15 protein-coding genes are annotated in these 13,073 nt (G+C 60.2%); 5 read left to right on the forward strand and 10 right to left on the reverse strand.

Going from position 1 to position 13,073, the window contains the following annotated elements; genetic code table 11:
• Positions 1-34: 34 nt before the first annotated feature.
• The gene (locus AC1DVN_RS22640; protein WP_477845985.1) at positions 35-1,207 is read left to right on the forward strand and encodes a multidrug effflux MFS transporter; all 1,173 of its coding nucleotides are present in this window, start codon (positions 35-37) and stop codon (positions 1,205-1,207) included.
• On the opposite strand, the gene AC1DVN_RS22645 is transcribed toward AC1DVN_RS22640, so the two are convergent.
• The 5 genes from AC1DVN_RS22645 to AC1DVN_RS22665 all read right to left on the reverse strand — a co-directional run bounded on the left by AC1DVN_RS22645 (position 1,204) and on the right by AC1DVN_RS22665 (position 6,021).
• Positions 1,204-1,974, reverse strand: a complete 771-nt coding sequence (locus AC1DVN_RS22645; RefSeq protein ID WP_019747982.1) for a siderophore-interacting protein — start codon at positions 1,972-1,974, stop codon at positions 1,204-1,206. The genes AC1DVN_RS22640 and AC1DVN_RS22645 overlap by 4 nt on opposite strands.
• Positions 1,975-2,269: 295 nt before the next feature.
• Complete coding sequence (locus AC1DVN_RS22650; protein ID WP_003942721.1) at positions 2,270-2,629, reverse strand: histone-like nucleoid-structuring protein Lsr2; 360 nt, start codon at positions 2,627-2,629, stop codon at positions 2,270-2,272.
• 403 nt (positions 2,630-3,032) lie between these two features.
• Positions 3,033-4,160: a DNA-processing protein DprA gene (dprA, locus tag AC1DVN_RS22655; protein WP_020907367.1), complete on the reverse strand. Its 1,128-nt coding sequence runs from the start codon at positions 4,158-4,160 to the stop codon at positions 3,033-3,035.
• On the reverse strand, positions 4,157-5,665 hold the full coding sequence (locus tag AC1DVN_RS22660) for a YifB family Mg chelatase-like AAA ATPase (protein WP_021333044.1): 1,509 nt from the start codon (positions 5,663-5,665) through the stop codon (positions 4,157-4,159). The genes dprA and AC1DVN_RS22660 overlap by 4 nt, the downstream gene beginning before the upstream one ends.
• Positions 5,665-6,021, reverse strand: a complete 357-nt coding sequence (locus tag AC1DVN_RS22665) for a YraN family protein (protein ID WP_029255132.1) — start codon at positions 6,019-6,021, stop codon at positions 5,665-5,667. Before AC1DVN_RS22665 ends, AC1DVN_RS22660 begins: the two co-directional genes overlap by 1 nt.
• A 265-nt stretch (positions 6,022-6,286) precedes the next feature.
• Here AC1DVN_RS22665 and AC1DVN_RS22670 point away from each other — a divergent pair, with 265 nt between their 5' ends.
• Complete coding sequence (locus AC1DVN_RS22670) at positions 6,287-7,021, forward strand: hypothetical protein (RefSeq protein ID WP_003942731.1); 735 nt, start codon at positions 6,287-6,289, stop codon at positions 7,019-7,021.
• 115 nt (positions 7,022-7,136) lie between these two features.
• Here AC1DVN_RS22670 and AC1DVN_RS22675 read toward each other — a convergent pair whose 3' ends face one another.
• Positions 7,137-7,943: a helix-turn-helix transcriptional regulator gene (locus tag AC1DVN_RS22675; protein ID WP_477845828.1), complete on the reverse strand. Its 807-nt coding sequence runs from the start codon at positions 7,941-7,943 to the stop codon at positions 7,137-7,139.
• Positions 7,944-8,087: 144 nt separating this feature from the next.
• Between AC1DVN_RS22675 and AC1DVN_RS22680 the strand changes: the two genes are divergently transcribed.
• The 3 genes from AC1DVN_RS22680 (at position 8,088) to AC1DVN_RS22690 (ending at position 10,690) form a co-directional block, all read left to right on the forward strand.
• A complete protein-coding gene (locus tag AC1DVN_RS22680; RefSeq protein ID WP_477845827.1) occupies positions 8,088-9,095 on the forward strand; it encodes an iron-siderophore ABC transporter substrate-binding protein in 1,008 nt (335 codons plus the stop codon).
• Positions 9,096-9,177: 82 nt separating this feature from the next.
• Complete coding sequence (locus tag AC1DVN_RS22685; RefSeq protein ID WP_019747974.1) at positions 9,178-9,411, forward strand: hypothetical protein; 234 nt, start codon at positions 9,178-9,180, stop codon at positions 9,409-9,411.
• Between the two features lie 97 nt (positions 9,412-9,508).
• Positions 9,509-10,690, forward strand: a complete 1,182-nt coding sequence (locus AC1DVN_RS22690; RefSeq protein WP_477916742.1) for an RtcB family protein — start codon at positions 9,509-9,511, stop codon at positions 10,688-10,690.
• Positions 10,691-10,755: 65 nt separating this feature from the next.
• On the opposite strand, the gene AC1DVN_RS22695 is transcribed toward AC1DVN_RS22690, so the two are convergent.
• Genes AC1DVN_RS22695 through rplS form a run of 4 tightly spaced genes read right to left on the reverse strand, consistent with a single transcriptional unit; the run spans position 10,756 to position 13,030 of the window.
• Positions 10,756-11,061, reverse strand: a complete 306-nt coding sequence (locus AC1DVN_RS22695; RefSeq protein WP_003942715.1) for a DUF2469 domain-containing protein — start codon at positions 11,059-11,061, stop codon at positions 10,756-10,758.
• Between the two features lie 37 nt (positions 11,062-11,098).
• A complete protein-coding gene (locus tag AC1DVN_RS22700; RefSeq protein WP_024487346.1) occupies positions 11,099-11,779 on the reverse strand; it encodes a ribonuclease HII in 681 nt (226 codons plus the stop codon).
• A 50-nt stretch (positions 11,780-11,829) separates the two neighbouring features.
• Positions 11,830-12,633: a signal peptidase I gene (gene lepB, locus AC1DVN_RS22705; protein ID WP_477845826.1), complete on the reverse strand. Its 804-nt coding sequence runs from the start codon at positions 12,631-12,633 to the stop codon at positions 11,830-11,832.
• 55 nt (positions 12,634-12,688) lie between these two features.
• Positions 12,689-13,030 carry a 50S ribosomal protein L19 gene (gene rplS / locus AC1DVN_RS22710; protein WP_003942791.1) on the reverse strand — a complete coding sequence of 114 codons (342 nt, stop codon included), beginning with the start codon at positions 13,028-13,030 and terminating at the stop codon, positions 12,689-12,691.
• Positions 13,031-13,073 lie beyond the last annotated feature (43 nt).

Genomic DNA, 13,073 nt, shown 5'->3' on the forward strand with positions numbered 1-13,073 from the left:
GGGTTGATCGGTGAATCGAGCAATTCCTCTGAAGATGTTGTGTGTACTGGCACTGATTTCCGCAATCGCTCCACTGTCCATCGACATGTACCTGCCCGGCCTACCTTTGATGGCGGATGCACTCGACACTACTGCGGCCAGCGTTCAACTCACGCTGACCACCTTCATGGCAGGCCTCGGAATCGGCCAGCTGATCATCGGTCCCATCTCCGACGGACTTGGCAGGCGACGAATACTGCTGGCCGCGACAATCGTCACGGCACTGAGCGGCGCGGCATGCGCGGTGGCGCCGAACATCGAGTTTCTCATCGGTGCACGACTCGTCCAGGGCTTGAGTGGAGGCGCTGCCATCGTTCTCGCCCGCGCTTGTATTGCCGACCGAGCGCGTGGCGACGACGCAGCGAAGCTCTTCAGCATCATGATGATCATCGGCGGTATCGCTCCCGTGGTCGCGCCACTGATCGGCGGCGCACTTCTCGGCCCCGTCGGATGGCGCGGGATCTTCTGGGTCCTGGCTGTCGCGGGCGCTGTGATGGTGGCTGGTGTCGTTTTGCTCGTTCCCGAGACACTTCCACCCGAGCGACGCCATGGCGGTGGTTTGAAGGCCCTGATCTCGAATCTGCAGTACGTGGTCCGGAACCGGCACTACCTCGGATATGCGCTCGCATTCGTCTTCGGATTCGGCGCCTTGTTCGCGTACATCTCCGCGTCACCGTTCGTCGTTCAGAATGTTCTCGGGCTGAGTCCGTCACAATTCTCGATCGTGTTCGCAGTGAACGCCACCGGAATGGTCACGGCAGCGATGATCACCACTCGCCTGCTCGGTCTCGTCGGAGCTCGCACGCTGCTGCGTTTCGGGGTTTGCCTGCTCCTCATTGGTGGCGCCGTATTGTTCTGTACCAGCGTGGTTTTCAGTTCCACGAATACATGGCTGATCTTGGTCCCGCTGTTCGTGGCGATTTCGAGCATCGGGTTCATCATGGGCAATGCAACCGCTCTCGCCCAAGGAGAGGTCACCAACGCGGCCGGAACTGGTTCAGCCCTGATGGGAGCGGGCCAGTTCGGCTTGGCAGCGCTGGTTTCGCCGTTGGTGGGAATTGCGGGAGAAGACACTGCCGTGCCGATGGCAATCGCAATTCCCACCTTCGGAGTTCTCGCGGCCGTTGCGCTCGTGTTGCTGACTCGCGGCAAGGCCGCCGCGAGTTAGTTTTCGGCCGCGGCGAGTTCGGACTTCCAGACCCGGAAGCCTTCTTCGGTGCGACCACGACGCCAATAGCCGGAAATAGAAGCAGCCGCCGCCGGGACATTTCGTTCCTTGCGAATGTACGGCCGGAGGTTGTGCATGACGGCTTGTGCTTCACCGTGAATGAACACGTGCGGTTCGCCCGGCAACCATTCGAGTGCCTTGACCGCGGCGACAACCGGAGCGTTGTCGCCAGCTAATTCTTCGCCGACAGCATCGGACGATGCTCCGCGATGCAGCCAGGTCACGGCAATACCTTCTGGGGCATCGAGCGCGATTTCGTCTTCCGGCCCCCCGACTTCGACGACGGCGTAGCCGACCGCATCCGGCGCCAATCTCGCTATCGAAGCAGTAATAGCAGGTATTGCGGTCTCGTCTCCGACGAAGAGATACCAATCAGCGGATGGTGACGGCGAAAACGCGCCACCCGGTCCACGCAGGGTAATCTCAGCGCCCGGCTGAACGGACGCGGCCCACGGACCTGCGACTCCCATGTCGCCGTGGACGACAAAATCGATTGCAATCTCTTTGGCATCAAGATCGTACGAACGAATCGTGTAGGTGCGCAGTATCGGCTGATCAGGAGTGCCGAATTCGATCTTTACATAGGAATCGCTGTATTCGCTGGGAGTGAAGGACTCGAAGCCCGGTCCCCCGAGAAACACTCGCACCATATGGGGAGTCAATTGTTCGGTCCGCAGAACCGTCAATGCAGTTGTCGGCTTGGCCACAGAAAGATCCTTCCAAAAGTTAGTGTTACCTAACTAAGGTACACGACAATTGCAGCGCATGGACAAAATGCCTCCCCCGGCACATCCGCCCCGCGCGCGACAGACCACGGTGCGCAACGAAATAAACCGACCACTCTGCCGGGTAAATTCGTCGGTGGCAGCCAAATTTCCGAATCAGGACTCGTGCATGATCAGGCAGCACATCGCTATCGGAGAAATTCAGCAAAGCAATAGTAAAATACGCCTCTGGCCCCCGGCGAGGTTCGCCAGGGGCCAGAGGAGATATTAATTCAACCTAGTGTGCAGCGTCGAAAGCGTCGATGATTTCCGCTTTGATACGCCCGCGCGGAGCAACTTCGTAACCGTTCTTACCCGCCCAATCACGAATGGCCTGGAGCGTCTCCTTGGAGCGGCCAGAACCCGACGTGGCCTGCGGAGATGCAGCCTGCGCCTTCTTGCCACGCTTCCCGCTCACCTTCGCCGCCGCCTCGACGAACGGCTTCACCGCAGCGTCGAACTTCTCTGCATTGGTGGCGCGCAGATCGATCACGTAATCCGTTCCCTGGTAAGAGAACTCAATTCGATCACCGAATCCATCGTCAATCGGCTTGCCGTCAAGGTCGTCGATGAGTTGCCGAATCAGCTTCTCAGCCATTGCACTCCTCTTTCAATGATCGATTCAATTCTCCTTCACAATACACAGATAGAGCGTTGATGAACAAAAGAAGTCCGGAAACCTGTGCCATTTCCGAACAGACTCAATGGTCCGAATTAGCAGCGGGTTAACGACGCACCAATCAATACCCGCACTCAGGGGATCCAGACTAATCAGACTTCAAAGCACATTGACCTGAGACTTTCCTGAGGCCCGTTAAATTCACGGCCAGGTCTGCAAAGCTGGGTCGAGAATAACGCTGCACACAGGCCGATCGAGTTCACGAAAAGCAGTCCTGACGTGCAATTACCAGCATCGCGAGGGTATTCGAGTTTCGTTCTCGCCGAAACGGTTAGTGGGCATCGCCACCCGCCCACCGGACGAGCACAATCAAGTTCACGCGCTACCGTGTCCGAAACCATCCACTCGAATCCGAACTCGCAAACCCCTCGAGTTCGAGCAGAGGAAGAGTTGCACGAACCTGCGTTATGAGCAATCCCGATTCCTCGGACAGCTCACGCGTACTACGTGAACCTGTTCCCGGCAATGCTTCGTATACCAACCGAGAATTGCCCCGCAATGCGTCGATGTCACGTGTAGCGGCTGCATCCTCCGCGGAATCCCCGACACCAAATGGACCTGACGCTTCGACTACATCCACGGCATTGGAAACGAGTTGCGCTTCACCTTCGCGGATCATCCGGTGACATCCGGTCGACGATGCCGAAGTAACCGGCCCGGGCACCGCCATTACCGGGCGGCCCAATTTCCGGGCCCAATTGGCGGTATTGCGTGCACCACTGCGCCAACCCGCCTCGACCACCACTACTCCGTCCGACAACGCAGCTACCAGTCGATTCCTTGCCAGAAACCGGAACTTTGCAGGTGTTGTGCCCGGTGGATACTCACTTATCACTGCACCCGAACTCGCTATCTGTTTGAGTAGTCGCGCATGCCCTGACGGATACGCTCGATCGACCCCACAGGCCAAGACAGCCAGTGTGTTTCCACCTACGCCCAATGCAGCGCGGTGCGCGGCCCCGTCGATACCGAAGGCCGCCCCGGAAATCACGGTCCATCCGTCGACAGCGAGGTCACCGGCAATCTCTGCCGTCACGTGTTCGCCGTACGCAGTAGATGCTCGCGTGCCGACAATCCCAACCGATCTCTCGGTCAGATCAACCAAATCCCCGGACCCCAACACCCACAGCACAAATGGCGCCGTCTCACCCCCGGAGGCATCGAGTCCGTCGAAGGAAAGCATTCGCCACGCCGGCCAATCGGCGCAGTTCGGTGTTACAAGTCTGCCACCCATCGCCTCCATCAGGTCGAGGTCTCGTTGGGCTGTGTCGATGTGAGCGCGGGCTCGCGTCTTCTCCTCGATCGCGGGTGGCAGATCGCCGTTGCGGACCGCCCTCGCAGTTTCTTCGACCCCGAGCTCGTCGATCAACATGGACATATACGCGCTTGGGCCCTGCACGACGCGGGACAGATATGCCCAAGCGAGTAGTCGCGGATCGTGTGCAGTCATTGGAATCCCCTGTCTCGGAAGTCGAGTGCGGTGACAACTTGGTCTGGTCCGGGCATCGCCTCACCTGCCAGATCGGCGACACTCCAGGCAACCCGCAACGCTCGGTCCGCACCACGAGCAGTGATCACACCTTTGCGCAGCGCCCGTTCCACCGGCGCCAGCGCCGCACGCGAGAGTCTGAACTTCTGTCTCAACGCCGGCCCTGGTACTTCCGCGTTGGTCCGCCACCCGTACTCACTCCACCGCTGGGCTGCAGTGTCTCGAGCCGCCGCCACGCGCGCACGGACATCGCCGGTACTTTCCCCTACTTCGTCGATCAGCGCTCCGGTTGCAACGGCCTGCATCCGAACCCTGATGTCGACTCGGTCCAAGAGTGGACCGGACAATTTCCCCAGGTAACGGCGACGCGCCGCGGGTGCGCAGACGCAGTCCGCGTCTCGCGGCGGCGCGCATGGGCAGGGATTGGCGGCCAGGATCAGCTGGAACCGCGCCGGGTACCGCGCAACTCCGTCCCGCCGGGCGATTCGCACTTCCCCGTCTTCGAGTGGCGTGCGTAGCGCTTCGAGCACCTTCACCCCGATCTCGGCACATTCGTCGAGAAACAGCACGCCGCGATGGGCGCGGCTGACCGCACCAGGACGAGCCATCCCACTACCACCACCCACCAGCGAACTGACCGACGAACTATGATGCGGCGCAATGAAAGGCGGCATATCGATCAACGGCCGATCCTCCGGCAACACCCCCGCCACCGAATGAATCGCCGTCACCTCCAACGACTCCCCCTCCGTCAACGGCGGAAGAATCCCCGGAAGCCTCTGCGCCAACATCGTTTTCCCGATCCCCGGCGGACCCGTCAACATCAAATGATGCGCACCCGCCGCAGCAACCTCGATCGCCCACCGAGCATCCGTCTGCCCGACAACCTCACTCAGATCCCGCACCGTCACCACATCCGCACGCTCGAAAACATCAGGAACAGCCAGCGCCAACTCACCACGCAACCACCCGATCACCGCAGACAGATCGTCAGCGCCCAGCACTTCGATCCCCTTCACCAGGCCCGCCTCAGCCAACGCCCGAGCTGGAACCACCACAGTCCCCCATCCCGCCCGCTTCGCCGCAAGCACCGCAGGCAACACACCACGCACCGTCCGCAGTCGACCGTCGAGTGCCAACTCCCCCAAAAAGACAGTCTCCCGCAACAACTTCCGCGGCAACTTCTTCGCCGCATCGAGAACCGACAACGACAGAGCCAAATCGTAAACGCTGCCCACCTTCGGCAACGTCGCCGGCGACAACGCCAAAATCACCTTGCTGTCCGGCCACTCCTCACCAGAATTGGTCACCGCGGCGCGAATCCGATCACGCGACTCGTGCAACGCCGTATCAGGCAGCCCCACCAAATGCACCGCAGGCAACCCGCGCCCGATATCCGCCTCGATCTCCACGATCTGCCCGTCCACGCCACTGACCGCAACAGAATGCGCCCGCCCCAACGCCATCAGAACGCATCCACAAAATGCTCGACCGAAGGCACACCGTCGCGGCCGATCAACACCGCCACCACATCGAAACGCACCCTCGACCACGACCGACCCGAATCAGTGAGCCACTGCATCGCCAACACCCGAATCCGACGCTGCTTCGCGAACGTCACCGACTCCGCCGGACTCCCGTACCCGACACCCGACCGAGTCTTCACCTCCACGAACACAATCCGATCACCGGACGTCGCAACAACATCCAACTCGCCGTACCGACAACGCCAATTACGCTCGACAATCTCCAAACCAGAATCGATCAGGAACTCGACAGCCACATCCTCGCCCCGAGCACCCAACGCCATATTCCTCGCCATCGCAGCCCCCACCACTCACACGACCCCGCGCCCGCCCTATACGAACCGCGTCCCAACCACCACCCTCGACCCGCCACCACAAAACCAAGCCATCCGAAAACAACCTGTTGACAACTCAGAACCTGTGGAATTCGGCAGCGCAACACACCAACGGCGACCCGAACCGTGACAATTTTCTGAAATCCCCACAATTTGGACGAAAGTCCAGTAGAACTAGTTACAGTTTTGCTCAAACCGTCACGCACCCCGCTGAATGGAGTTCTACATGGCCCGCCGCTCACTTCGCCACGCAGTAGCAACCACTACATCCCTCGTTCTCATCGCCGCCGGCGTCACTGTTGGACTTGGAGCCTCGGTGGCGCAAGCAGCACCGGCATGCGCGCTCAACCAGTCGGTCACCGACAGTTGGGCCGGTTCCCTCGGGACGCCGTACACCGTCAGCAAGGAGGTTGTCGGCGATGGCAAGGTCGCCGCGGGTCAGACGGTCACCTACATCACCAAGGTTTCCGGTTCCGGAGCCCTCGTCAATCAGATCCGCGATTTCCACCCGGCAGGATTCCAGCTGGTCAAGGCTCGCCTGAACGTCAAATGGCTTATCGGCGACCAGAAGTGGGACGACGTCACCAAGACCGTCGTTGTCGGCAACAACTCCGTGGTGGCAAAGGGCGGCGGATGGACCACTGCGGGCGGCGGCGTCATCGCTTTGGAAACCACCTACAAAGTTCCCGATAACGCAGTTGTAGGCACGCAGCTCGACAGCGGCGCCGGCACCAACATTGTGCTGGCGGCGGGCGACTGGAACATCAATCCGATGGGCGTCTGCGTCACCATCCGGCAGCCGAACCCCGTCGAGGCGGGCGCCGGAAGCCTCGAGGACATGGGCTTCGGCTCACTCAACTCCGGATCAGGCCAGGTATTCGGCTCCCTGACCGACCCGCAGGGGTCGATGACCAATGTCATCAGCGGTGTCTTGGGCAATGTGCTCGGCAACATGAGCTGACTCAGTTCAGATTAGTAAATCGGCCGAGCTACCAGCAGATGCTGGTAGCTCGGCCCATTTCTACGTTGCCGAACAAAGCTTTGCCGTCAACCGAGTTCAAGAAATCATCAGCAAATCACCGCATCAGCTTTCCGCCATACCGGGCCGGCGTCGTACCGAAGGTTTCCCGAAATGCGGCTATGAACCCACTGCTGGTGCGGTAACCAACCTGCGGGGCAACGTCATTGACACCCTCACCCCGCGCGAGCATCTCGAGTGATGCGTACATGCGTGCTCGAGTTCTCCACTGCCCGAAGGTAATCCCGGTATCGGCGACAAAGGCACGCATCAAGGTCTTGGAACTGACCCCGAGTTCGCCCGCCCACTCCCCCAGCGTCCGTGAGTCTGCCGGATCGGCAAGGATGCGGGCAGAAACCGAACTCGCCGCAGCATTGCGAGGAACCGCGAGGACGTCGTGCCGTTCGGGCGCGGCAGCAAGAATGTCGTAGAGCAACTCCTGACTCATCAACCGCCGAGCGTCGTCGATGGTCCGATCTACGAGATGACGCAGCAATTGAGCGGACAGAGCATCGACTTCGAGAACAAGTGGCTGAGTCCACCGCGGCCCGGCAGGGCGTAGATCCGGACGCGCATAGGCCGCAATCATGCACCCCTCCGTCAGAAGTGTCATGTCGTGGAGAACGGTGCCCGGCAACCAGACCAAGTGCTCGCTGTGCAGGTGCCACACATTGCCTCCGGCAGCGATCTGCATCGTCCCTTCACTCATCCAGGCGATCTGATGCTCGGGGTGTCGATGAGCTCCGTACGCAGTCACTCCGTCGACGACGTTGGTGTAGACCTGAAAATCTTTGAATGTCCGTCCGCGACTATCGGGTAGCGCTAGCAAGGACTTTGGACGAGTCGAGTACTCGATAGTGGACATTTTGCGTCTTTCTGGGCGTATCCGAGTCCATCCTGAAGGATGGACCGACGATCTTGCAAAGGTTAGCCTCACTTTATTGCTGACGCGACCAGTTCAGCACTTCACGCGGAACTCAGATCACTTCGCCCACCACTTCGAAGGAGCATGCACGTGCCCTCACGTAGCACCCGAATCCTCGCCGCCCTACTCACTGCGGCCGCGATCATCGGGTTCTCGACCGCCTGTGGAACCTCACAAGGCGTCGACACCGCATCAGCGACCCAGAGCAACGACGCATTCCCCGTGACGATCGAGCACGCACAGGGTTCGACGACCATCGATGCCGAACCGCAGCGGGTAGTGACACTCGGATACACCGATCACGAACCACTGCTCGCCTTGGGAGTCGAACCCGTAGGCATGGCCGAATGGTGGGGGTCCGGCATGGATGAAAGCTGGCCGTGGACGAAGAATTACTGGAAGGGGAAAACTCCGACCTACATCAACAGCGGCGGAGACTTCAACTTCGAGCAAATCGCCTCCCTCGCACCAGATCTGATCCTAGCGCTGTACGCCGACATCGACACGGAGACCTACGAGAAGCTGACCTCGATTGCGCCGACTGTCGCGCAGAGCAAGGACTACGACGCATACACAACGCCGTGGACCGACATGACGCTCACCGCCGGGCGCGCCCTCGGCAAAGAACCACAAGCTCAGCAACTGATCACGGATACCGAAAACGCGTTTGCCACCGCTCGCGCTGCACACCCGGAGTTTTCCGGGCAAACCGCAACGATCGTCAACCTCGACACTCCCGAGGGATACGTGTTCTCGTCGCACGACCCACGCGGCATCTTCCTCTCGTCACTCGGATTCACCCTCCCCCCGACGGTCGACGCATTCGTCGGCGACCAGTTCGGCGACTGGCTGCCGAACGAGCGATACGACATCCTCGAACCCGTTGATCGTTTGATCGTGATGGCCGATCCGGAGGGAGAGAAGGCCCTCCCCGGCAACACTCTCTACCAGCGGCTACCCGCTGTGAATAACGGAAATGCGATAGTCGTGCGATACACCGCAGATCCACCCGTCGGCGCGGCGATGTCCGGCAATACCGTCCTGAGCATTCCGTACGCCATAGACCAACTGTCCGCCACATTGTCGAAGTAACCAACAATTCCAGGTATCGAAAATATGTTCGAATGATGCTAGCCTCAAACTCAGGAAGCACTCACGGACATCGAGGATCACCATGGACGAGGTACCGGAGACAGCGCTAGATCTTGCACGACTCGATCTGGCTCGGCTGGTCGACGAGTTGACGGTTCTCGACCAGCGACGCGTCGACATCGGCGAAAGCTTGGTTCAACTCGAGTACCTCTACGCCAGGATGGGCGCACGGCAACAGGCAGATGCTGCCCGAAAAGCCTTCCAGGAGAAGTACGTCGGACGAATCTACGAACTCGCAGACGGTCTGCGCACCTGAAAAGAGGTTGCACACAACCACTGACGGAGCGCATGGTCATTCCTGCACGACACACCGGACCGATCGGTTCGGCTGTGAACTATGTGGGAGAAATCTGATGGAGAAGATCACCAAGAGGCTGTGGAACTGGGCATCGATACTCGACGAGAACACTCGCGAGCAAGCGCTGCGTACGTCCCAGATGCCTTTTGTCCGTCCACATCTGGCACTTATGCCGGATGCGCACCTCGGTGCGGGAGCGACGGTGGGTTCGGTCATTCCGACGGAAGGCGCAATCATGCCCGCCGCCGTCGGAGTCGATATCGGCTGCGGAATGATCGCGGTCAAAACCCAGTTCAGTGCACGCGACCTTCAAGGCCGCGACCTGAGCGTTCTTCGCCACAGCATCGAACGCTCCGTTCCGCTCTCGGCAGGTGTCTACAACAAGACGCTGAGCGACACGGCGCAAATCCGCATCGCAGAACTCGAGGCAATTGCGGGCGATCGCCTGGCCTTCTACGACAAGTTCAAGAACAACTGGAGGTTTCAGCTCGGAACGCTGGGTTCTGGCAACCACTTCATCGAGGTGACGCTCGACGAGAGCGACGGCGTCTGGCTGTTCCTGCACTCGGGCAGCCGCGGTATCGGAAACAAGCTCGCACAGCATCACATCAAGATCGCCAAGGACTTGTGCGAGCGGTGGTACATCAACCTTCCCGATCCGGATCTTGCCTACCTGGTCGAGAGGACGCCCGAATTCGACTCGTACATCACCGATCTCAACTGGGCTCAGCACTTCGCTCTGCTCAACCGCGAAGAGATGATGGACCGCGTGGTGAAGGACTTCGCGCACTTCATGGGTGACGGCAAGCCCGCGATCATCGACGAGGTCGAGCGGATCAACTGCCACCACAACTTCACCCAGAAGGAGTTCCATATGGGCCGGGGTGTGTGGCTGAGCCGTAAGGGTGCGATCAAGGCAGACGAGGGCACGCCCGGGCTCATCCCCGGTTCGATGGGGACGGCGAGTTACGTCGTCGTCGGGAAGGGAAACGTGCCGTCGTTCAAGTCCAGCCCCCACGGCGCGGGTCGGGTGTACGGACGTAACCAGGCACGCAAGACCTTTACGATCGAAGATCTCGACAAGGCGATGGTCGGCATCGAATACAAGCGTTCCGCGGCGTTCCTCGACGAGATCCCGGGCGCGTACAAGGACATCGACGTCGTGATGGACGACGCGAAGGACTTGGTCGAGATTCGACACACGCTGCGTCAGATCGTGAATGTCAAGGGCAACTGACCCCGCGCAACTCCGCGAAATGCGAAGTGCCCCACCGATATCGGCGGGGCACTTCGTTGTCAAGATCAGTCAGGAAGGCGCAGATCCGGCTTGTCCAGCTCTTCGATGTTGACGTCCTTGAACGTCACGACGCGCACGTACTTCACGAATCGCGCCGGGCGGTACATGTCCCACACCCAGGCGTCGGACATCCGCAGTTCGAAGTAGATCTCCCCGTCTGAATTGTGGGGCAGCAACTCGACCGTGTTGGCCAGGTAGAAACGTCGTTCGGTCTCCACGACGTAGGAGAACTGTCCGACGATGTCCCGGTATTCACGGTAGAGCGACAGCTCCATCTCGGTTTCGTACTTCTCGAGATCCTCGGCACTCATCGGTTTAGCCAGTCCTCCCAGTTCGTCTGAACGTCCATCATCCCGTACGGCCCGCGCGTTGTTCCAACCGGACTCCCGCAGCCACCACGTTTGCGTACGTCATGCGATGCTCGGGGCACGGCCCCAGCTCGTCGAGAGCGTCCATGTGCAGTGGCGTGCTGTATCCCTTGTGAATCGCGAAGCCGTATCCGGGATGAGTGTCGTCCATCTCGGTCATCACACGATCTCGGGTCACCTTCGCGAGAACGCTCGCCGCGGCGATGCATGCAGCGGCGCCGTCACCGCCGATAACTGGTAGCGACGGAGCCGTCAGACCCGGAACCCGGAACCCGTCGGTGAGGACGTAGCCCGGTTCGAGATCGAGGCCCGCAACTGCTCGTCGCATCCCCTCGATGTTGGCAACGTGGATACCGATCTGATCGACTTCCGCAGCGGGTACCGAAATAACACTCCACGCCAACGCCAAACGCTTGATGGCCGGGAAAAGCTCCTCGCGCGCGCGTTCGGTCAACTTCTTCGAATCGTCGAGCCGCGCCAGTGCCGCTTGCGGTTTCGGCGCCAGGACACACGCGGCAATGACGAGTGGACCAGCGCACGCTCCGCGCCCGGCTTCGTCGACGCCGGCGACCGGACCGAGTCCGGTTCGCGCCAACGCAGACTCCATCGTCCGCAGACCTGCCGATCTGCGAATGACAACGCGAGGGGGCCAACTACTCACTGTCTCTGCCTACTCGGAACTACGCGAATCCATGTGTGCGGTCCGACAACTCAATTGCCCTGAATATCAGGCGCATCGATGCCGCCCATTCGCGACGGGGGAAGAACGATGAATCGAGCTTGACCGATGATGTTGTCGATCGGGACGGTTCCCTGGAACTCGTCGTCGATGTGGTAGCGCGAGTCGGCGGAATTGCTGCGGTTGTCACCCATGACCCACACGTGGCCCTCGGGAACGGTGATCGGTCCGAAGCAGCGGCCCGACTTCAATTCGGTGTCACACGTTTGCGTTCCCGGAGTGAACGGGAAATCCATCTTGATGTACGGCTCGTCGAGTGGTTTGCCGTCGACCAGGACTCGGCCCTGATCGTCGCAGCATTCGACGGTTTGGCCGCCGGTGGCGATCACTCGCTTGACCAAGTCGTTCTCGTCCGGCGGAACGAGGCCGACCCACGAACCGACCTCTTGAATGCCGCGGACGACAACGTTGTCGGACCGATTGGACACATATTTCGTGTTCCACGAATCGGGCCCCTTGAAGACGACGACGTCGCCGGGTTCCGGATCGCCGAAGCGGTATCCGATCTTCTCCACCACGATGCGGTCACCGGTACATCCTGCACAGCCGTGCAGTGTCGGTTCCATCGACTCGGATGGGATGAGAAAAACTCTGAAGACAAATGCCTGAAGGACGATGCTGAGTACCAGCGCTACGCCGATCAGAACAGGGAGTTCTCGCAGGAACGATCGCTGTTTCTTCTGCGGCCGATGTGAGGTCGGTTCCGCGGAACCGCTTGATCCCTCGTGATTCTCGGGTCCGGACGACAATGCCTGCTCCTTCGAAGAATCTGCCACAGAAACCAGATTAGCCCGACACCGCGCGTACGCGGTGCCGGGCTCATCGGAAAGATCAGCGCTTTTCCTTGATCTTCGCCTTCTTGCCACGAAGCTCACGGAGGTAGTACAGCTTGGCGCGACGGACGTCACCGCGGGTCAGAACCTCGATGGAGGCCAGCGTGGGGCTGTGAACCGGGAAGGTGCGCTCGACGCCGACGCCGAAGGAGACCTTACGGACGGTGAAGGTCTCGCGAACGCCGCCGCCCTGGCGACGAATAACGACGCCCTTGAAGACCTGCACGCGCTCCTTGGAGCCTTCGATAACCTTGACGTTCACGTTGAGCGTGTCGCCGGGACGGAACTCGGGGATGTCGTCGCGGAGCGACTTTTTGTCCAGGAAGTCCAGGGTGTTCATATGTCATCCTTGTATTTCGCAGGAGCAGAGGAACCGAGCGGCA

Source organism: Rhodococcus sp. P4_E4, assembly GCF_056401575.1.